We start from the raw sequence: 22,083 nt of genomic DNA, 5'->3' as shown, positions 1-22,083 counted from the left end.
TTGGAGGATATATTTATGGGGTTTCAGTTTTCGGCATCCTCATAGATTTGGAATATACGCGGCTGTTTAGTACTTTTGCCCAGTCATCATTTATCGCGCATAAGTATGTCCTCATAATTAAGCCGCATGATCTTTGATTTTTCCCATCCTTATCATTTCGGTGAGTATCGGGATAACGCATACGAAGGCTGAAAGTTATCATTTAAACTAATCTGTTGAACTACTTATTATATGATTTTAACAACTTTATCATCATATGAGAAATTTCTTCCTTCCCCTACTGATGGTCATTCTGATTGCCTGCACCGGTAAGGAAACTTTTCACGAACCGGACGCGCGGAAAAGCCCCGTTATCGCAAACGATATTTCGAACCAGAAAATCACCGCCTTTGCCGAAGACGAACAGGGACATATCTGGATAGGCACTTTCCGCGGCCTGAACAAGTATGACGGCAATGAATACCATCAGTACTTTTGCACGGACGACTCGCTCGATTTGCCCGACAATATCATCACAGACATCTTCCGGGACTCGAAGAACCGCTTATGGATAGCTACTGTTAACGGAATTTGCCGCTACACGGAAAAAGACAATTTCCACCGTGTCCCCATTCATTTCATGAACCAAAACGGACAGCAGATACTCGAAACACGCGACGGACGCATCTTGCTTAATTTTTACAATGCATTGGCTGTCTACAATCCCCAAACCGATTGTTTTGATGAGTTTATCGAATACGGTTCGGTTCATTTCTCCATGAAATTGTTTGTGGATGCGGCCAACGACTTGTGGGCAGTGAGGGAAGATGCCCTCATGCGCTACAATTCCACCACTTTTGAACTAAAAGATTCGGTCGCAACCGACTTCCGGGTGCAAACATCGTGCCTTTGGAAAAACCACGAATTATGGATGGGCGGCGATGGCGAGATAGTCCTTTTCGATACCCGCACCGGCCGTTACCTGCATCCCCCTCGCTGCATAACCGAGCATCCGCTGATTCGCCAATCCACCATACAGAAGATATACGCCCTCAACCCAAACACGCTGCTTCTCGCGACAGACAACTACGGGCTGTTTGTCTTCCACAGGAATGAGCAAACGCTGCTGCATCAGAATGAGAGCGGATTCCCCTTCGCGGAGGTGAAAAACAGAGTCAATAGCCTGTTTGTGGATTCGCAGCGCAATCTCTGGCTGGGAACCGACGCGCAGGGTTTTTCCGTGCAGTACAGTTATCGGGAACGATTCAACAACGACAACTTTTTGAGCGGGTTTTTCAGGAACAATCCCGTATTGGCGCTCGCCGAGGACAACGAACGCAACCTTTGGATATCAACGGTGGTGGAAGGGCTGTACGTGTATAATCTCGACGAGAAGAAAATCCTTCGCGTGGACACCTCTGTTCTATTGCCCGAAAATGATTCGGGCAGGGATGAAGAAACGGAAATAACCTCAATGTTTGTGGATAACGAAGGCCGTATTTGGTTAGCCTCCAAATCGTCTAACCGGGTTGCATGCAGCCGGCTGGTCGGCGGAAAATTAAAGCTATTGGCAACCTATGACGTGGAAGGGCCGAGCGTGTTCACACAAGACGAGGAAGGGACGATTTGGTTGAGCGCCACATCGGAGTATGTTTATTCGCTCAAAAAAGGCGATGCGGATTTCGAGCCTTTGCAGGTGTTTCCCCGCTTCTTCAATTTCGTGTCGGGGTTTCTCACGTTGCGGAGCGGAAAAATTATGGCGTCGCCTTTTTACCATCGCCCCGTAACGATAGACCCGCATACCCGCCAAGTGGAGATGCTGCCCTTGGACGAAACCGAGTGGAAACAATGCATTCCCCGCTCTGTGCTTATTACCAACGTAGCTTGCGAAGACAGCCGGGGCGAAGTATGGATAGGGACAACCACCAACGGACTCCTTCATTATCAGCCCTTAACCGGACATCTGAAACCGGTGCCGGGCGCGCCTTGCACAGATATTGTGTCCATTGAGGAAGATGCGCTGGGAAACCTGTGGGTGGGCACGGCTTACGGATTGGGGCGTTACGAGCGCGATGCCGGACGTTTCACCAATTACTTCGCATCGGCGGGCATTGGCGGGAATCAGTTCAGCGAACGCGCGTCTTGCCATTTGTCTAACGGCACGTTGGTATTTGGAGGAACACACGGGCTGACCTTTTTCGACCCCATAGACGTGCCCGAAAACCGAAAAATACCGCTGATATTCAAAAACCTGAAAATCCACAACAAATTAATTCGCCCTCAAGATGCGGATGCCGCCATCAACAAGCATCTTTCATACAAGCCCGATATCCGGTTGAGGCATTACCAAAACGGTTTCAGCATATCTTTTGCGGCATTGGATTACAGCGAGTTCAAGCGGGTAAATTATTATTACAAGTTGGAAGGGTTCGACAATTATTGGGTAGATGCCCACAACAACCGCGAGGCGTATTATGCCAATTTGCCGGCAGGTACTTACACTTTCTCCGTGCGGATCACAAACAGCGACCACAGTATTGCGGAAGCACAAGAGTCGATTAAGGTAATTGTGGAGCCCAAACCGTGGGATACCTGGTGGGCGTGGTGCGTCTACATCCTTGCGGCGGGCGCGCTGGTTGTTGCCTTGATGCGCGGATGGTGGCGCATCCGTCAGGAAAAACTGCTGTCGCGGCAGGCTGAGCGGGAGCGGGAACAGGAGCAACGGATTAACCGAATGAATATGCGTTTCTTTGCCAATGTATCGCACGAGTTTCGCACTCCGCTCACGATGATAGCAGGTCCGGTGTCCCAATTGAGTCAAAGTCCGGATATTCCTAAAACCGAAAAAGCCCTGCTCGCTATCGTTCAGCGCAGCGTTGCGCGTATGTTGCAGTTGGTTAACCAGATGATGGATTTCCACAAATTGGAGAACGACACGCTTCTTCTTTCCGTCAAGCAAGGCAACATAATAGAGGTGTTGTGCCGCATCGCGGAAGTATTCCGCGTCAATGCGCGGAGCAAGGGGGTGGATTTCCGCATGCAAGGCTTAGAGGAGAGTTTGGTGATGTGGATGGATGAAGACAAGGTGGACAAAATCGCGGGGAACCTGCTTTCCAACGCTGTGAAATATACTCCATCGGGCGGCACCATTACGATTGATTTCGACCTGGTCACCCGGCGGGATGCCGGCATGCACGTATGCCTGCGTTCCGATGACCGGGCAACCCGATTCGCAAAGCTAACCGTCTCCGATACCGGAAAGGGAATTCCGGAAGGAAAACAAGAGGAGATATTCAAGCGCTTCTACCAAGCAACCGATAGCGGGGGCGTCTATAATTATGGCACCGGCATCGGGTTATACTATGCGCGTAGCTTGGCCGAGCTGCACCACGGCTACCTGAAAGCCGAAAACAGGACAGATACGCGCGGGGCTGTTTTCACCCTGCTTCTTCCCGTGGACGAAGCGAGTTATGCCGACAATGAACGAGCTTGCGAAAAAACGGTTAAAGATGAGAATTATCCGTTAATGGTCGGCGATTCTTTCGCCCCCATCGGGGAAACGGAGAAAACCCCGCATCAGAAAACCGTATTGGTGGTTGAGGATGATTCGGAAGTAGCCCATTACCTTCGGGTTTTACTTTCGCCTCATTACAACGTTATCTGTCATTTTGAAGCCGACAGCGCATTCCGGCAGATGTTGGAGGAAGCGCCCGATGTGGTGTTGTCTGATGTGGTGATGCCCGGAAAAGACGGTTATTCGCTTTGCCGCGACATAAAAAACAGCCTGCAACTTTGTCATATCCCGGTTATTCTGGTAACCGCCAAAGGAACGGTAGAAGAACAGGTGGAGGGTCTCGATACGGGCGCCGACGCCTACGTTACCAAACCTTTTGAACCGGTTTATCTGCTGGCTCTCATAAAATCGCAATTGCGCAATCGGGAAAAAGTGCAGTTGCTGCTATCGGGAAGTACAAAAACCGAAAAAATCGATAAAAACATTCTTTCCCCCCAAGACAACGCCTTTATGACGGAGCTTTACCATCTGATGGAAACCGAATTGTCGAATGCGGAACTGGACATTACGCGCCTGACCGAGCGGATGAGGATTTCGCGTTCCAAATTCTATTATAAGCTCAAAGGTCTCACGGGGGAAAATCCGGCAGTTTTCTTCCGTATTTATAAATTAAACCGTGCAGCCGAACTCATAAAGGAAGGCCGGCACAACATGTCGGAAATTGCCGATATGACCGGATTCGCTACCCTGTCGCATTTCTCCGCAAGCTTTAAGAAACAGTTCGGGATATCGCCGAGCAAGTATAATTTGTGAGGTCAGGCCTTGTTTTTCAGCAGATGCTGATTGGTGATTTCATTCGGTACTTTTGCGGCCTGTTCCAATCCCGGCATAATGATTGGTGACTGTTGCCATTCCTTGAGGATAAGATACAGGTTATCTTCCCTTTGGGTGAGAGCAATCTGTTCGTTCCCGGATTTATTGGCGTTTCGCCACGGCCAGGAAGAATAGATAGCCTCACCGTTCATCTTCATCTGTGGGATCATATGGGTGTCCTCTTCATATAATAATTACCGCATGAAATTACCTATCAGTAATCGGTTGATATCTGGGAACAAGTGATTTCATGATTGTCCATCCGATCAGGTAGGCAAAGGCACAAATACAGAAGATAATGAAATAACCGGCGGGTTTTCCTTCAAATCCCATAAAGGTCATATTGGTTTCACCCGCAAAATGAAATAAATTACCGGCGCTTTTCTGCAGAATCATCGAGCCTACCCCACCGGCCATTCCGCCAATGCCTGTTACGGTTGCGATGGCGCCCTGCGGCAACATGTCGCCGATAGTTGAAAAAAGATTGGCACTCCATGCCTGGTGTGCCGCACACCCGATCGATATCAAAAGGACGGGAATCCAAGCGGCATTTTTGCCGAGATGGGCAAATTCCACACCCAAGGGCTGTGCCAGCAACACCAATAATGGGAAAAATGCAAAGATCAACATCGCCTTCATTCTCGCGGAATACGGATTCTGACCGCTTCTGTTAATGAAGATCGTGGGTAGTTTTCCGCCGTAGATGGATAATACGGTAACAATCAGATAAAGCGTAAAGATCAACGCCATGCCCAATCCTTCAGAAGTCCTGATCCCAAATTGTGTATTCAGATAAGAGGGAGTCCAGAACAGGAAGAACCACCATACTCCGTCGGTCATGAACTTTCCGGCGACAAATGCCCAGGTTTGTCTGTAAGAAAAACATTTTTTCAATGATACTTTTTTCACGCTTGGCTTCTGCCCGGTTTCGGTCAGTTCATGCTTATCCTGTTCAATATACTCCAATTCGAGCCGGTTAACCCTTTTGCTTTCCGCCGGTTTATCGTAGAAGAAGACCCACAATCCCATCCAGAGAAAACCTAAGGCCCCAATAATGATGAACGCCATCTCCCAGCCGAATATTTTAGCCAAAGGGGGAATAGTCAAAGGAGCGAACAACGCGCCGATGGATGCCCCGGAGTTGAAAATGGAAGTGGCATAGGCTCGGTCTTTCTTGGGAAAAAACTCAGCCGTCGCCTTGATGGCCGCCGGGAAGTTACCCGCCTCACCGAGTGCAAGCACACCGCGCGCCACCAAAAAGCACCACATACTGACAGTGGCAATCACAACTGCCACATCCCCTGTTGCCGCGGCCAGCTCAGCCGCACTTCCCAAACCGACGTAAGCCTCGGTTACAATACCGCACGCTGCATGCAAACACGCGCCGAAACTCCACACACCGATGGCCCAGAGAAACCCTTTTTTAGTTCCCATCCATTCAACAAAACGTCCCGCAAAGAGCATGCTGATGGCATAAAAAATGGAAAAGAATGAGGTGATTGTCCCATAGTGTGACTCGTTCCAGTGAAACTCCGGTTTGATAAATTCATCCCACGTGAGCGACAATACCTGCCTGTCCAAATAGTTGATGGTTGTTGCGAAAAATAACATCGCGACCACTGTCCATCGGAAATTGGTCATTTTTACCATTCCTCCTTCTTGTTGTTTACTCATGATTTTTACAATGATTATTTATTTAGAATATTTCCTGACAATCGACAGGCTTTCCGCGCAAAGCTCGGTGATTTTATGCCACTCCCCCTTTTTCAGTACCTCTTTCGGGAAAAGATTTGAACCCATCCCAACGCAGGTCACCCCGGCACGGAACCATGCCGACAGATTTTCCTCCGTAGGTTCCACGCCGCCCGTGACCATGATCTTCGACCATGGCATCGGGCCCTTGATGTTCTTCACAAATGAAGGGCCACCCACATTCCCGCCGGGGAATATTTTCACGATTTCCGCACCCAACTCCTGCGCCAATCCGACCTCGGAGGTCGTGGCACAGCCGGGTGAATAGGCTATCAGCCTGCGGTTGCATATTTTGAATATGTCGGGATTCAGCAGGGGGCCTACAATGAAGTTGGCTCCCGACTGGATATAGAGCGCGGCGGTAGGGGCATCCACTATGGAACCGATACCCAATATCATTTCAGGACATTCCTTATCTGCCCATTTGACCAGATGGGTGAACACCTCATGGGCAAAATCACCCCTGTTGGTGAATTCGAATACCCTGACACCTCCTTCGTAACACGCCTTCAACACCTTTTTCGCCATTTCGGCATCGGCATGGTAGAATACCGGCACGATACCCGTATCTGCCATTGTTTGATAGACTTGCAGTCTGCTAAATTTTGCCATTTGTTTAATTTATTTAAACCAAGAATCAAAATGAATGTGCTAATTTATTGATACGCCAATCCCGATAGATCGCGACAAGTAGTGCGGATGGGGTCATTACTCATCGTACCGGTAAATCAACCTATTCACCGATCATCTCACTACTCTTCCCGATCCGTCGCCCCTCATCAGTGTTTCCACTTCCGCCACACTGACCAGGTTGAAATCTCCGTAGATGGTGTGCTTCAGGCAGGAGGCGGCAACGGCGAAATCGAGTGCCTTCTGGTCGTCCCCGGCATATGTCAGCATGCCGTAGATCAATCCCCCCATAAAGGAGTCGCCCCCGCCCACTCTGTCCACGATATGGGTGATGTCATATCTTGCGGATTGATAGAGTTTGTCGGAATAGAGGCATCCGCCCCATGTGTTGTGGTTCGCGTTGATGGATCCGCGCAGGGTGATGATGACCTTTTTTGCGCGCGGGAATTTCCGCATAAGTTGTTTGCAGACCGATTCGAATTCGGCCGCATCTACCTCTCCCGCGGTATGTTCCACCTGAAAGCCTTCCGGTTTGATGCCGAATACTTTCTCCGCATCCTCTTCATTGCCGAGAATGATGTCACATCCTTCCACCAGTCCGGGCATGATTTCCGGCGCCTTTTTGCCATATTTCCAGAGATTCTTCCGGTAGTTGAGGTCGCATGAAACGGTTACACCCAGTTCATTCGCCGTCCGGATCGCTTCAAGGCAGGCGTCGGCCGCTCCCTGCGAGAGGGCGGGGGTGATTCCCGTCCAGTGGAACCATGAGGCATCCTTCAGTATCTCTTTCCAGTCGAACATCCCCTTTCCCACTTCCGCGATGGATGAATGGGCGCGGTCGTATACCACTTTCGAGGGACGGGCCACGGCTCCGGTCTCGAGGAAATAGATTCCCACACGTTCACCGCCACGCAGGATATGTCCTGTACCGACATTCATTTTCCTGAGTTCGGCGACACACCACCCGGCGATGTCGTTCTCGGGCAGGCGGGTGACAAATTCCACGGGAATGCCGTAATTGGCCAGTGAAACGGCCACGTTGGCTTCACCCCCGCCAAAGGTGGCGGTGAGGTGGTCCGACTGGATAAATCTTTTATAATCGGGGGTGGCGAGACGCAACATGATCTCGCCGAAAGTTACCACTTTTTGCATTTTAGTTAGTCAGAATGATGAGGGGTTGATCTATTTTTTCTTTTTCCTTTTTTACAAACCGGATCCAATCTTCAAAGCTGTCGAAACCGGCTTTGCTCCAGCCTCCACCCGTGTAATAGCTATACGAGCTGCCGGGCCGGTAGTTGTTTAGTCCCAAGTAATGTCCGTCCGCAACCTTGATTTCCTTAAATCCCTCGGGATGGATAGCCGCGGTATAAATAGTGCCGTTGACCCCATCCGTCGGGGTTTCATAGGCAATGATGCCGGATTTGTCGCCGTAGGTGATTTCCGGCTTGCCTTTTTCCATCACGATACCCGTTGCTACGGTCAGAGGATCGGCATCCACCTCGAAGATATTGGTCACTTTATTAAAGAGAGTGTATGCATCCAGGGAGATGACACGCGTTTCGCTTACTGTTTTGCCACCGGCGTTATAAGGATCGTAAGTGAGTTTGAAGGTGATGCGAAGCGGGCCGTTATCGAGGATTTCCGCCGTAACAAAATTATCTCCCAAACATAATGTGTCGTTATCAACGGGAGCAGTCATTCCCAGGCCGAGGGTTCTTCCCACCTTGTAACAATCCAACCCCTCGCCATGATCTTCATGATAAGAAGCCACACCTGCCAGGTCGTCTTTATACCACTTGTCGATGATCAGCGATTCGGTTTTCTTGGCCCAGAAGTCCATGCCGTTGCTGATCTCGCCGGTAGCTTTCAAAGCCGGGCCATAAACCCTGAAGGCACTCCGGTTGTTTTCCCAGGTGAAATCGTCTTTCCGTTCAGGTACCAGACGTCCGTACACAAGAGGTGTAAATGCTTCGGGTTCGCCTGTTGCAATCAGGAAAGAGGCTGTTTGCCCGGCTTGTAAAGAGACCGGGAAGATGAGGGTTTCTTCTGTTCCGGTTCCATTCGTCACAAGCTGATAGGGGAGTTGTACCCCGTGATTATCAGTTACAATAATGGTCTGTCCCGCAGAAAGCGATAGCTTTTGCTGTACAGATTTCCAATCGATTTCCACCATCTCGTTTTCCCTGTCTATAGAGCTTGGGTTGCTCACCTCCACGGACATCTCCTTTTTTGAGGGGGCACATCCGATAAAGATTGCGGTTACCAGAAGTAACGTGAGAGATCTTATTTGCATACCTGTTTGAATTAATTATGCTAAATTGAATTGCGCTAAAGTGAATAGTGAAAAAGTGAAAAAGTGGGAATACCTCATTTGGGATTGGGGATTTCCAGACTTTTTCACACTCTCCGGTCTTTTCCTCCTTACCACTTTTCCACCTCTTTCCACCGTTCCACTTTTTTCACCTAAACTATGGCTGCTTCCCGATATACGCCAGAATACCGCCGTCCACATACAGGATATGCCCGTTAACGAAGTTGGAGGCGTCCGACGCAAGGAATACGGCCGGTCCTGCCAGGTCTTCGGGAGTTCCCCACCGGGCTGCCGGTGTCTTGGCTATGATAAATGAATCGAACGGATGGCGTGATCCGTCGGCTTGTCTTTCCCTCAAGGGAGCGGTCTGCGGTGTGGCGATGTACCCCGGCCCGATACCGTTACACTGGATATTGTGTTCACCGTATTCCGAGCAGATATTTTTCGTCAGCATCTTCAAACCACCTTTTGCGGCCGCGTAGGCGGAAACGGTTTCACGTCCCAGTTCGCTCATCATCGAGCAGACATTGATGATCTTTCCATGCCCTTTTTTGATCATGTGCGGAATAACCGCTTTTGAAACGATAAACGGACCGTTCAGGTCGATATCGATCACCTGGCGGAATTCGGCGGCACTCATCTCGTGCATCGGTATACGCTTGATGATGCCGGCGTTGTTTACCAGGATATCTATTATCCCTACCTCTTCGGTTACCCGGGCAATGAATTGGTTCACCGCTTCTTCATTTGTCACGTCACATACATAACCGTGAGCATCTATTCCCTTCTCCTTATAAGCCGCAAGGCCCTTGTCCACCAAATCCTGATGGATATCGTTGAATACGATTTTCGCTCCCGCTTCCGCAAAGGCGGATGCCATGGCAAACCCTATGCCATAGGACGCTCCTGTGACAAGAGCGATTTTCCCTTCTAATGAAAAATTAACCATAATTGTTATTTCGAGATGAGCATTTCACGCAAGTGGATGATTAAAATTGTCTTGTGTCTTGGCGCTTGAGTTTCAATTTTATCTTAAATCTGTTATTTTTGAAAAGTCCTGATCGCCGTAATCGAGATTCTCGCCCGCCATACCCCAGATGAAGGTATAGTTGGTGGTGGCCGCGCCGGAATGGATCGACCATTCGGGAGAGAGGACCGCCTGGTCATTATGCATCCAGATATGACGTGTCTCGTCGGGTTCACCCATAAAATGGCACACCGCCTGGTCTTCGGGCACTTCAAAATAGAAGTAGGCCTCCATCCGGCGGGAGTGGACATGCGCCGGCATGGTATTCCATACGCTTCCCGGAGCCAGTTCGGTCATTCCCATCTGCAACTGGCAGGTGGGCAGTACTTGGTTGACGATCATTTTGTTGATGTTTCTGTGATTGGAGGACTCTAAAGACCCCATCTCAGCTACCACGGCTTGGGCTTTGGTCACTTTTTTATCGGGATAGTTGCGATGGGCTGTCGCCGAGTTAAAGTAGAATTTCGCCGGTTTGGCCGCGTCGTCGCTCTCAAAAAAGACTTCACGTTCTCCCGCACCGAGGTAAAGCGCCTCTTTGTAGTCAAGCTCAAACACGGTCTCACTTACTTTTACTTTTCCCTTACCCCCCACATTAAATATGCCCAGCTCGCGACGGCACAGGAACATGGGTTGCTTCAACGGGTCTATCGCTTCCAGGTGTAGCGGTTCGTTTACCGGCATCGCTCCACCCACGATCATGCGGTCGTACATCGAATAAACCATATTCACTTCATCCGCGGCAAATACTTTTTCCATGAGAAAATCTCTTCGCAAACGTCGCGTGTCATAAGATTTCGCGTCTTCCGGATGCGCCGCATAACGTAATTGATAATTTGTCTTCATATATTTGTTTTTCTGATTATTTCCCATTCAATCTCTGCAACTCTCTATTCCATGCAGGCTGTGTACCCGCACAAAATTACGATATGTTTTGACGTATTCAAAATAAAACATTAATTTTTTAGAGTTTATTGCATTTCTGTTTTAAAACAGGCATATTGTTTGTCGTTATTATTTCATTTGATACAGGAGAAATAGCTTATTCGGAGATTACACCACTTCCATATCAGTTCAAATCTCAAGGTCCGGAATAACGTCACATAAACTCACCTTTATTTTTTGTCCTTTTACCGTATCAACTATATCGGTAACTCCTCTATTACTGTTTCTATCATAGAAAAGAGACTCACCCGTTTTATCATTCTTGATTGATATGAAACTTCCGCCAGTATTTGTGAGATTACATTCTATGTTCCATCCTGCTATTTTTATATTATTGGCATCCACTATCATGTTGAAATCTTCTCTTTCCGGACCGTGTGTATCAATAATTGCCAAAAAACCGGCTTTTTCACTTTTGGGAGTCTCAGCCGTAAAATGCCAATGGTCAGGGTATTTCACTGTTTTACCCGATTTGTCGGTCACATTTTTCCAGTTCTCGGGCTCTTGGAAAAACTTATCGGTTACAGATGTTTTCATCCTTTGAGAACAAAAAATATGGGCGACTGATTTTCCTCCCGATTTGTTGGTTCCCGTAACCGTTACATATTCTTTGGAGTGGTTAACCTGCATGGGTTTTTCTACGGTGTGGAGTAGAAAGCTCCAGTTCACAGGCTCCATCGCCTCCAGTTCGTCAAATATGACATATACCCCCGACTTCCCCAACTGTATAATGTGTCTTCTAAAAAAAGTCAGTCTGTTTTTATCCCATCCGTTCTGGGGGGTAAATTCAATTTCGGAAAGTCCGGCTCTCTTGAGCCATAAAGCGGAAGTCACTTCTCCATAGGCATTGGAAGCGTCGCCAGCCACATAGGAGATTGCATTTCCCTCGTAATATCTGGGTATCCATCCATAGCCCTCCGTCCCAATCTTTTGTCCCATTCCATCCACCAGAATGGTGTTATGGGCACGGGTATTCCTGTATGAGTACATGCTGTGCGGATCGGAGAATCCTGTTCTATGCCCGCTACTGTAGAATATAGGCTTACCACCGTAAAAAGTATTAAAGCTATTTTGATTTGCCAAAGCATGAGACGTGCTCCCATAAGGACTGGAACGAAAAGAAAGCATTGCATTTGCCTCCGGCATGGCAATTGAAGTATGCATAATTGCCAGTCCCGTAGCCGGGAAAACTTTGTTAAGGGGGATTTCTGTCAGCGTCCTGTTGTCAGCAGGAAATTCTTTTGTAGTGGTGCATCGATACCATGTGAGATCTGCCGGCTTCGATTCGAAGGCGCTTGTAAGAATGCCAGGTGCACTCTTTTTAATCTGGTTCACATAGGCTGCTACCCAGGGGTTCCGGCACTCTCTGGCCAAGGCATCGGCATATCCCACTCGTGCTCCACTGGGTGTCTTCACGTTTTCGTGCGCGTTCCCTTGTCCCGCCGATTTGGAAAATGGAGGTTGGTTATAAACAACATAGTCGGCATTTTTATTATACCATGGATCACTGAAAAAATCGAAACCTGTAACTCTTGTATAAAAAGCAGGGACTTCGATAAGGGTGCGAATATTGACATGGAAATAGGAATCGCCATTATGCCAGCCGCCGTCGTTATTAAGACCCGGAAAACGTGATACCCACAAATTATAACAATAATCGGCCCATTGTGTGGCTTCGGGTAACTCTCCAACGGTGGCAAAAGCAGCCATTGTCAGTATCCGGAAGGTCATTTGCCAGACGTGGTTGTCGGCGATTCTGTTTTCGAGATGATTTACATATTCATGAAAGAAGATGCCTCCTAAAGTTTTTATTTCGTTCAATAATAAGTTTTTTTCGTGGAGGGTGAGAATATTATAAAAAGCATCATAAGCAGAGGTACATAACGACAGGATAGTAGATAAATTGAAATCGCCCGCGAAATATTGGCTATGTTGCCACCCAATTACTTCCGACAATCTCTTCATGCTTTCCGCATAATATTTGTGGTCCTTGGTTAGCAGGAATGCGCGGATCAAAGATTCCATATTTTTTTCCTCGCGGTCGACTATTTTTCGACTTTCTCTGATCAGTACAGCCTTGTACTGAACTTCATTGGATAAATTGGCCAGTTGGGCCGTATCGATCTCTTTATCCAGAGACTTCAAAGGTTTTTTCAGACATTTGTCGGCTGTCTCGAAATATGATTGCGTCTCCGGATTGTTTTTGTTCCGCTCGATAATATTATCCCACTCCTCTTTATCCAATAAAATGCGGGGATGGTGTGAGGGTAATCTCTGTAAAATCTTTTCGAATGACGGCGGATTGAATGCCGGACTGCTTTTATCTACGTAAAAAACAAGAACCGGAGACCATTCCTCGGCTCCATCTCCATCCACAAAAGCATGCTGCCAATACCATTTGCCTTCCTCCAATGGCTCGACCGGGTTAAAGAACGCCCAGTTTCTTTCTCCCGTTATCACATTCGATTGAAATGCCGCGTCTTTTGAGATTCTTATCCGGTAAGTTACCTCCGGCTTCAATTCGGTGTTCTCTACTCCATCTAAGGCTGGACCCCAATGAGGGTGTTTGTCCGGCCACCTAAATCGAGGTGGATTTAATTGAACATGCTCACCCGGCAATGGAGAAGGTGTCGCCCTCACCTCATGCATCATGGTCTCTTTCTTTATTTTGAGAATGCATTCCTGTGAAGATAAAGGTGAAGCGACCAGTAAGAACAGAATAAGAAGATGAAACAAACGCATGATTTTTTTAGTTTATAAGTAATTTGATCGAGTAATGAAAAAGCAAGTGAAGCCGCATCCGCTTTCCCGGCCATATTTCCCATCCGTCGGCGATGAATGGGGTACCTCCTGATACTGTCGCGCTATTGGAATAGCCGTCGAAGAGTTTGCCGTCGATTATTGCCGCGTCGCCAATAGCTGTACTTGCCGTAATGAAAACAATATGGTGGAAATTCTTTCCGGCACCGAACAGAGCTCTCTTAAGCTTTTTCTAACCAAATAGGAGAACTCCATGCCCACTGTTGATTTTTCTGCCTTACGCGCACATAATAATAGTCGACCTCTTTTTCAGCTACGCTGTCTTCCATATAATGCTCCACTTGGAAGGCGTTTTCGGGAATTGCCCTATTGAATGAGATTGCTTCACTGAGCCAACCAATCATGAAATGGGTTTTGGAACCCTCCATCAATTCGCCGATGGAGTGAGTGAATCTCTTTCCATTGAAATCTGCCGTTAATTTCCCCCTTTTCGGCATGGTCAAATCGAGTACGACTCCTTGCATTGCCGGTGTTGTGGTGTTGGGGTTCTTGGAGCTGTACATATCCAGCTCAACCTCTTTCTCAGAAGAGCCTAAAATCCTGTTTACCCTGGTTTCGAACGCTGTCTCTCCGGGTTGGGGTGCGGTATATGCGGCGCCTCTGAAGCAGGGAGTTACCCCATTTATTTTTCCCTGATCAATGGATAATTTACCATTCCAGTGTACATATTCTTCTTCTCGGTTCCAGCCAAATTCAACCTTTATCTTACATCTGAGGGTGTCTTCCTGCGGAATTTGAGGGAGAAGAGGTCCGTTCAAGCGGGCAATGCATTTCCCGTTTTTTATAATATCCACGTAATCAATGGAGTTCTCACCTTCCACGTGCAGGTAGATTCTCCGGTTATTTGCCTTGATTGCTTCACCCATGATAGCGTCATTAATTCTGAAATCGATCTTGATCTTATCTCCTGTGGCACATCCTACATGTCTGTTTTTCAAAGCTTTCCATATTGATTCGCGTTTGAGCGAAGGGGGGAGTGCCATAACGCGTCCATCTCCGTAACTACCCGGGTAGCCGGCATGCTGGTCGGTCGAGCCGATGATACCGAATTTATGGCCTTGCTGCAATCCATATAAAATGGTTCCTTCCCAATGCCTTGGTCCCATATCGTGGAGGTAGTTATAGTCGCCCTCATCACTTTCCGCCAGGCCGTGCCGGGAATACATTTCAACGAAAGGAGTTTGTGTTCCCTCCTCGAATGCATCCCAGTTATAGCCGCGGAAGCCGGTTTGATATCCCATATGATGAGGCGTGACAAATGCTTTTGCGCCTTTGAGTTGTGCTTTCATTCCTGCCACATTGGTAGGATCGATCATCGTTGCTTCCAAGTCATACAATAATGCAACGTGATCTCCATATGCCATGTCATGACACTCATAACCCAGGAATGCGAGGAACTCATCTTCTTTGTTATACTCGTTTGTCATTGCCACATACCTTTCCCAGCCTCCTTCCCGGAGTGCATCAAATGCTTTGGTATGGTAGTCGATTACCCATTGCAGGCGAGGATCATCCCTGCCGGGAATATCTCCCCACATCGCGTGAGGGGTAATCGATACGAAATCGAGTTGTTGTTTGGCTGCTTCAAAAGCATCCCTCATATCCCCGTGTCCGTAAGTAAGATTACAATGATTATGAATATCTCCCCAGTATAATTTCAATCCATGGGGGGCGGGCAGTATCTTTCTTGCTTCTTTCGATGCTGCATTGCAACCTTGCAAAAGGCTACCTGATGCGGCTAAACCTACGAATGTCCATCCGGTATTCTTGATAAATTTTCTTCTGTCCATAATTGTTTAAGTTATTCCACTTGCATATTTACTTCAATTTTTCCATTGGAATCAGGCGTGATAGCGATATGGATGAAACAGAAACTGGTATCGGATTAAAAATTATTCCGTTTGTTTCTGCCGTTTCAATAATCAAAATGTTTCTGCTTTCCAGAATTAAGTCTCCGAAATTCCACAGATTATGAACCACAGATTTTTTGGCATTTTTTTCTTGCGGTTTAAATGTTGTTATCCTTAAAACTTTCATCCTTATAGACTGATTGGATATTTCTCAGTAATTGGATCAATTCACCCCTTTCTTTATTATATTCCGGATTGTCGAATATATTGACCATCTCTTTCGGATCTTTTTTCAGGTCGTACATTTCCCACTCGTCGACATCGTTATAGAAATGGATCAATTTGAAATCCGCTGTACGTATCCCGTAATGGCGTTTTACCGAGTGTTCCCCCGGATACTCATAGAAATGGTAGTACACCGCTTCTCTCCAGTCGGGAGGAATTTCTCCCGCGTTGGCCAATACCGGTTTAAGCGATACCCCTTGCATGTCTTCCGGTATATCTATCCCCGCCATATCGAGGAAAGTGGGGGCGAAATCCACGTTCATGGAAAGTGCCCGGGATACGCTGCCTGCCTTGATCGATTTCGGATAACGGATCACCAAAGGCATACGTTGAGACTCTTCATAGATAAAGCGTTTGTCGAACCAGCCATGTTCACCCAAAAAGAATCCCTGGTCGGAAGTGTAGAAGACAATGGTGTTGTCCAACTCTCCTTTTTCCTCCAGATATGCCAATAACCGGCCTATGTTGTCATCTACCGCGAGCACGGTTGCCAGGTAATCACGCATGTATTGTTGGTATTTCCATCTGACCAATTCTTCCCCTTGCAGCCGGCCGCTTTTGTATTCGGCGATTCGTCCTGCATAAACCGAATCCCACTTTTGTTGAACCTTTTCCGGCATACGCTTGTACACGCTATACAGCCTGTTTGTGGTGTCGTTGAGTAACTCCTGACGGGTAAGGAGTTTTAAATCCCAATCAAGGGTAAGCGTATGGGCGATCGACATGTCTTGTTCTTTTGCCGCCCGGCCCCTGTGGCTATAGTCGTCGAACAGGTTATCAGGTTCGGGGAAAGAGGTATCGTTAAATACCCCTAAATGGCGCGGAGCAGGCATCCAGTTCCTGTGAGGCGCTTTTTGGTGATACATGATCATAAAAGGCTTGTCATTTTCCCTATTGTCGATAAAGTTAATAACCTTGTCGGTAATCACGTCAGTGACATAGCCTTCTTCGGTGATATGCCTGCCGTTTTCGATGAAATCGGGTGTGTAATAATCACCTTGTTCATGTTGCCCGCTCAGGATACACCAGTAGTCGAATCCTTGGGGTTCAGTGATCAGATGCCATTTCCCTATCATCGCCGTTTGATATCCGTTTTCACGGAGTATCTTAGGGAAGGTTTGCTGGTCGCCGTCAAATGCCCCGCTTTGATTATCTTTAAAACCGTTGACATGACTGAATTTCCCCGTAAGAATACACGCTCTGGAGGGCCCTGACAGGGCATTCACCGCATAGGTGTTTTCGAATTTAATTCCCTCTTTTGCCAGACGGTCGATATGGGGAGTTTGTATGAGATTACTTCCATAACAGGAGATCGCATTGGAGGCATGGTCATCCGTCATGATAAAGATGATATTGGGTTGTTTTTCGCCTTCCTGTTTGTCTTTTTTTGTGCTACAGGAGAATAAAGAAGTGGCGGCTACCAGTAAGGATATACCGGATTGATTCAGTATTTTGTTTGGAACGGACATAAGAGATGATTATTTTCTTGGATGTTGTCAAAAATTCAGGTCTTTGATCAACATCTTATCATTTACTTTTTGGGCATGATGTAACAATTCTGCTTTCATCTCACGATAGACATTTTCATAACGGCTATCGCGCATTAAGTTTGTTGTTTCGCCTTTGTCTGTCGATAAGTCAAATAGCTGTTCACGGTTTTTGAAGAACCGGTAAAAAACATACTTGAAATTGTCTTTTATTACACACCACGATCTGCCGTTGATAGCATCGAAATGAGTTTCCACGAAGATACTCCGGTGTGGTTCTTTTGTTCCTTCGATGATTCCTTTCAGGCTTATTCCGTTTAATTCCTCAGGAATCGGTGTATTGCCGTAATCACATATCGTGGGATAGAGGTCAATCCCTATATTCACCAAAGCGCCGATATCACGGTTTATGGTAGCTTTGCCGCCTTTCGCCGGTTTAACGATGAGCGGTACCCGGATCGATTCTTCGAACAATGCGCGCTTTTGGTTCCATTGATGGGCTGCCACGCCATCGCCGTGGTCACTGGTAAAGATAATGACAGAGTTGTCGTATAGGTCTTTTTCTTTTAACAGGTTGATGAGTTCCCCGATATGTGCATCTACCCGTTCGACCAGTCTGTAATAAGCATACAAATAATTTTTCCAATCCTGTTCTGTGTAGTTTTCGGTAGGGTGCAGCTTGGGTGACATTTTTTTATGAAGCGTGAGTAGTTCGGAAAGGTCTTCTGTAGCGTCGAAATTATCAGGCAATTCAGGGAAGACCGCGTCGTCCGCAATAGGTATTTCGCCATAATGAAGCGTTTGTGAACGGGCATATTCACAGATTTCGTGAGGATTGAGGTAGGAGGCGACTAAAAAAAGCGGTTTCTCCCTTTTTTCAGAGAGGGCTGCCTCAATGTGGGCGGCCATATCTGGATCGTACATCCCCGCTATTTTTTTGAAACCAAATTTTTTGTCGGGTATTTCTACGGCAGGGACATGCCACTTTCCGGCATATAAGCAATCATAGCCGGCTTGTAGCATGGTGAACCCTATTGTCTTTTTTTGTTCTTCTTCGGATAGCGGGTCATTATTCTCCAGTACATTTATCTCACTGGGCATTTTTCCGGTCATGATACTTGCGCGTGAGGGGCCACTCAACGGATAGGAGCAGTAGGCTCTTGAGAAAACAATGCCATCTGCAGCCAGTTCATCCATCGCGGGAGTAACCAGGTTCAGGTTACCTCTATTGCTCATCGCGTCCGCGGTTTGCTGGTCCGTCATGATGAGAATAATGTCGGGCTGGTTCTGTGCACTTATTTGCAAGGGAAGAACCGCTATCGATGAGCAAGCCACCACCTTTTTCAAGTATCTGTTACCATTTTGCATATAGGTCGTATTTTTGCTTATTGATTGTCAACGCTATTTGAACACCCTTTTCATTATTACCCGCATTCAGGTATTTTGCAGTGATATCGGGTGCTTTTTTAGAGAAAGGGTGGATTACGGTCACAACCGAAGTGGTATGATCAGACTGTTTCCGGGTTTTATAGGCAAATCCTGTTCTCCTGTTCTTTTGACGATATTCATAGGATACCCAGCTTTCCTCCTCTTCCATTTGAATGGATTCTGGACTAAATCCCTGTACGACAATATTATTTCCGTCACGGTAGCGGGTTGTCAACCGTTTGTTTTTATGGTCGAGCGCCATTTCTCCTTCCGACATGTGGTAATGTGCCGACACATCTCCACGGGCGGTTCCAATGGCATCATCCACGATGACGAAAAAGGTGTTATCCACAAAAAAGATAGTGCGGCGATGCTTTAAATCAGGATAGCCCTGATTCTCCACTACCAGTTTCTGGACATTGTTATTGCTAATATCCCATAATAAGCATGTTGAATTGGTCTCTTCCATGTTTTTTCCGTCGATTGTCAGGGTGTTGTGCACCCGCGTCTGTCGGAACCAATTCCGTTCTTTCAGCACTTCTTCGTCTCCACCATACACATAACTTCCGGCATCGGGGAAGAAATTACGTCCCCTGATATATAATTCAAAAGTGCCGTTATCGGGTTGGTTATGCCAGAATGCGGGAGGACCGGCTTTTACGACCATTACGGTAGATTCTTCCTTCCAGCCGTTCCTCAAGATATAGAAACCGGCGTCGCCATACATCTTCGAGAGGTGATCGGGTTTGCGTCCCTCTTTTCCTTCCGAAGCCATATACTGAATATAAGGATTCTCCGGGAAGAGGGTTGTCCAATCTTTGAAATTGTTCACCATTTGTCTCTTGTTGACCGCTTTGGCATCGCTGAAACAGGGCATTGTGTAGTCAGGAAATGAAACATCGATCAAAGCCATTATCATTCTTTCGAGTGTATCCAGATAACTCTGTGGGAATTCACTTCTGAACCCATTCACATCTGCCATCCGGAGCGCTTTGATAAAAATATTGATGGAAGCCAGATGGTAATGGAGATCCAACTCGTATTGGAATCCATCGTTGAACACTTGTACGTTCACTTCATTGTTCAACGTTTCAATACCGCTTTTACGCCACTTTTGAGCATCTTTGAATTCGGGAAAGAAAGCGCCGGCATAGATAACCCGTTGCGCTTCAAAAAGCAGATGATTCCCTCTTTCCGAATAATTCTCCAGGATAAGTTCCGCATGCCGGTGATAATTGGCCAGAAAAACAGTGAGAAATTCGGGTGTAAAGTGTGGGCTGGGCAAGAAATACATAAACTGCCAGGTTTGATCTTGCAAGCGGTGGCTCACCTCGAGTGGGCGCCATGCAAATCGCATATTTTCTATTTCTCGGGCTTCTTTCCCGGATAAATTATTCTTCTCCGGATTCTCTTTCTCCATATAAGGATTCTTTTCAATCCAGTCGAGATATTGAAAAACCCACTCTTTGGCATATTTCTCATCTTTGGAGACACGATAGGCTTTCCCCATGGGAGACCACCATTTATGGCGGTGCAATTGCCATCTCAATTCATTGTCTTTCACAGGCCAATGGGTCCAGTCAATATCCTCACCGTAAAAGAGTGAAGGCTGGTATCCCTTGTGTGCGAAAAAGCGGTGTGTCAGACTCTCATCTGCCCATTTTTGCTCCTCTTTTGAGATTCTGATATTTTGCAAGTCCACGTCGGGGTGGTTTACAAATGTCCGGCTTTTGTAATAATTTAAAAGTGCTTTTGCCGCAGCATTGTAATTTCCTTCTCCGTAAAACTTTTTCACATTTTCCAACCCTTTCCTGTCCAGATCGAGCAACTCGAAAACCTCCGGTTGAATGTTGGGAAATTCTAATCGGATATTTTCAAAAGATAATTGATGGGAGTCACTCGACTCTTTATGAGTGTTTTGAGCTCTCGAGGAGAAGACACTACATATGACGAAGATATAAATAATTGTCCTTGGTCTCATTTTGCTATTTTTTATGTGGCACCATCATCAGTTTGAATGATATGTCTTGTAACGTTTAAGTGATTCGAGATAGTAATAGTCCGCGTAATTAATCGGTGTGTCAATTTCGGAATTGGCCGGCAAATGCCCGGTAGAGTGCATCAGGATAAATCCGAAATTGTCTCCTACTTTCGATAGATACTTTTCACTCGATAGATTCTTTAAGATCGTCTCCGCGTAGTTATAATATGCTGTTGCATGCTGAGTGGAGTATTTGCTTAATTCGAACAGGGCAGAACAGGTTATCGCGGCGGCAGACGCATCTCTCGGGGCATCCGGAATATCAGGAGCCACGTAATCCCAGTAGGGGATAAGGTCGTCTGTCTTCACATTGTCCATGATAAAACGAGCGATATCCTCAGCGGCTTTCAGGTATTTTTCGTCTTTGGTGTGGCGGTAGCAAACCGTATAGCCATATAATCCCCATGCTTGTCCTCTGGCCCAATGGCTTTCATGGGAATATCCCTGGAAGGTCCCTTTCGAGATGGCATTGCCCGTTATCGTATCATAATCAATCACGTGATAGGATGACATATCATCCCTGAAATGATGTTCCAGCGTTGTATTGGCATGTCTGATAGCGACATCTTTGTATTTGGGGTCGTTGGTGTACTCGCTGGCCCAGAACAACAATTCCAGGTTCATCATGTTGTCGATAATAACCGGATATTGCCATTCACCGAAATCCCATGAACGTATTGTCTGTGTTGCATCGTTGAATCTCGAGATCAGGTTATCGGCAGTTTGCACCATTACGGGAATAATGGTCTTATCTCCGCCGGTAAGACGAAGTTCATTGCCGTAACTGCAGTAGACCATAAATCCTAAATCATGCGTTCCGGTATAATATCTGAGGTCATGAAGATATCCGGTAAATTTGGAAGCCTCATTTTTGAAAAAATCATTTCCTGTCAGTTCGTAGATATACCAGAGGCTTCCCGGGAAAAAACCGCTTGTCCAGTCATAGATATTATCGAGTCTCAGTGTGTCCGCTTTTATTGACCGTGGAAAACCTATTTTGTCTCCCATCTCTTCAATTTGCATGGTTAATTGTGATGAAGCGGTATTCACCGCATTTTGAAACCATGGTTTTTTGGCGGAAGAGCAAGAGCCCAGGAAAAATAAACTTACAATAAAAACAATTGGATAAGGGTTTTGTCTCATA

14 protein-coding genes are annotated in these 22,083 nt (G+C 46.8%); 1 reads left to right on the top strand and 13 read right to left on the bottom strand.

Translation table 11 applies throughout. The features are described 5' to 3' along the window. Positions 1-256 precede the first annotated feature (256 nt). The gene (locus D7D25_RS02790) at positions 257-4,306 is read left to right on the top strand and encodes a two-component regulator propeller domain-containing protein (protein WP_255417155.1); all 4,050 of its coding nucleotides are present in this window, start codon (positions 257-259) and stop codon (positions 4,304-4,306) included. A gap of 2 nt (positions 4,307-4,308) precedes the next feature. Here the strand turns inward: D7D25_RS02790 and D7D25_RS02785 are convergent, their stop codons facing one another. The 13 genes from D7D25_RS02785 to D7D25_RS02720 all read right to left on the bottom strand — a co-directional run bounded on the left by D7D25_RS02785 (position 4,309) and on the right by D7D25_RS02720 (position 22,082). Then, entirely contained in the window at positions 4,309-4,536 is a 228-nt protein-coding gene (locus D7D25_RS02785; RefSeq protein ID WP_185140204.1) for a hypothetical protein, read from the bottom strand. Between the two features lie 37 nt (positions 4,537-4,573). Then, positions 4,574-6,007: an MFS transporter gene (locus D7D25_RS02780; RefSeq protein WP_370453824.1), complete on the bottom strand. Its 1,434-nt coding sequence runs from the start codon at positions 6,005-6,007 to the stop codon at positions 4,574-4,576. Positions 6,008-6,058: 51 nt separating this feature from the next. Further along, positions 6,059-6,730, bottom strand: a complete 672-nt coding sequence (locus tag D7D25_RS02775) for a bifunctional 4-hydroxy-2-oxoglutarate aldolase/2-dehydro-3-deoxy-phosphogluconate aldolase (protein WP_122967441.1) — start codon at positions 6,728-6,730, stop codon at positions 6,059-6,061. 132 nt (positions 6,731-6,862) lie between these two features. Continuing rightward, complete coding sequence (locus D7D25_RS02770; protein WP_122967440.1) at positions 6,863-7,900, bottom strand: sugar kinase; 1,038 nt, start codon at positions 7,898-7,900, stop codon at positions 6,863-6,865. A gap of 1 nt (position 7,901) precedes the next feature. Next, positions 7,902-9,041, bottom strand: coding sequence for a DUF4861 domain-containing protein (locus D7D25_RS02765; protein WP_255417154.1), 1,140 nt, complete (start codon positions 9,039-9,041; stop codon positions 7,902-7,904). 175 nt (positions 9,042-9,216) lie between these two features. Then, the gene (locus D7D25_RS02760) at positions 9,217-10,008 is read right to left on the bottom strand and encodes a gluconate 5-dehydrogenase (protein ID WP_122967438.1); all 792 of its coding nucleotides are present in this window, start codon (positions 10,006-10,008) and stop codon (positions 9,217-9,219) included. A 78-nt stretch (positions 10,009-10,086) separates the two neighbouring features. Next, on the bottom strand, positions 10,087-10,929 hold the full coding sequence (kduI, locus tag D7D25_RS02755) for a 5-dehydro-4-deoxy-D-glucuronate isomerase (RefSeq protein WP_122967597.1): 843 nt from the start codon (positions 10,927-10,929) through the stop codon (positions 10,087-10,089). A 228-nt stretch (positions 10,930-11,157) separates the two neighbouring features. Next, complete coding sequence (locus tag D7D25_RS02750) at positions 11,158-13,770, bottom strand: DUF4962 domain-containing protein (RefSeq protein ID WP_122967437.1); 2,613 nt, start codon at positions 13,768-13,770, stop codon at positions 11,158-11,160. A 239-nt stretch (positions 13,771-14,009) separates the two neighbouring features. After that, positions 14,010-15,638 (bottom strand): Tat pathway signal sequence, encoded by a 1,629-nt coding sequence (locus tag D7D25_RS02745; RefSeq protein WP_122967436.1) that lies wholly within the window; start codon positions 15,636-15,638, stop codon positions 14,010-14,012. Positions 15,639-15,856: 218 nt separating this feature from the next. After that, positions 15,857-17,452: a sulfatase gene (locus tag D7D25_RS02735; protein WP_122967434.1), complete on the bottom strand. Its 1,596-nt coding sequence runs from the start codon at positions 17,450-17,452 to the stop codon at positions 15,857-15,859. Between the two features lie 27 nt (positions 17,453-17,479). After that, a complete protein-coding gene (locus D7D25_RS02730) occupies positions 17,480-18,838 on the bottom strand; it encodes a sulfatase (protein WP_122967433.1) in 1,359 nt (452 codons plus the stop codon). After that, positions 18,825-20,879, bottom strand: coding sequence for a heparin-sulfate lyase HepC (hepC, locus tag D7D25_RS02725; protein WP_122967432.1), 2,055 nt, complete (start codon positions 20,877-20,879; stop codon positions 18,825-18,827). Before hepC ends, D7D25_RS02730 begins: the two co-directional genes overlap by 14 nt. 27 nt (positions 20,880-20,906) lie before the next feature. Further along, positions 20,907-22,082 carry a glycoside hydrolase family 88 protein gene (locus D7D25_RS02720; protein ID WP_122967431.1) on the bottom strand — a complete coding sequence of 392 codons (1,176 nt, stop codon included), beginning with the start codon at positions 22,080-22,082 and terminating at the stop codon, positions 20,907-20,909. Position 22,083: the final 1 nt, after the last annotated feature.

This window comes from Proteiniphilum sp. X52 (genome assembly GCF_003712195.1).
In the GTDB taxonomy this organism is placed as follows: Bacteria; Bacteroidota; Bacteroidia; order Bacteroidales; family Dysgonomonadaceae; genus Proteiniphilum.
The sequence above is the reverse complement of the archived record's forward strand: the minus strand, read 5'-3'. Positions and strand labels throughout refer to the sequence as shown.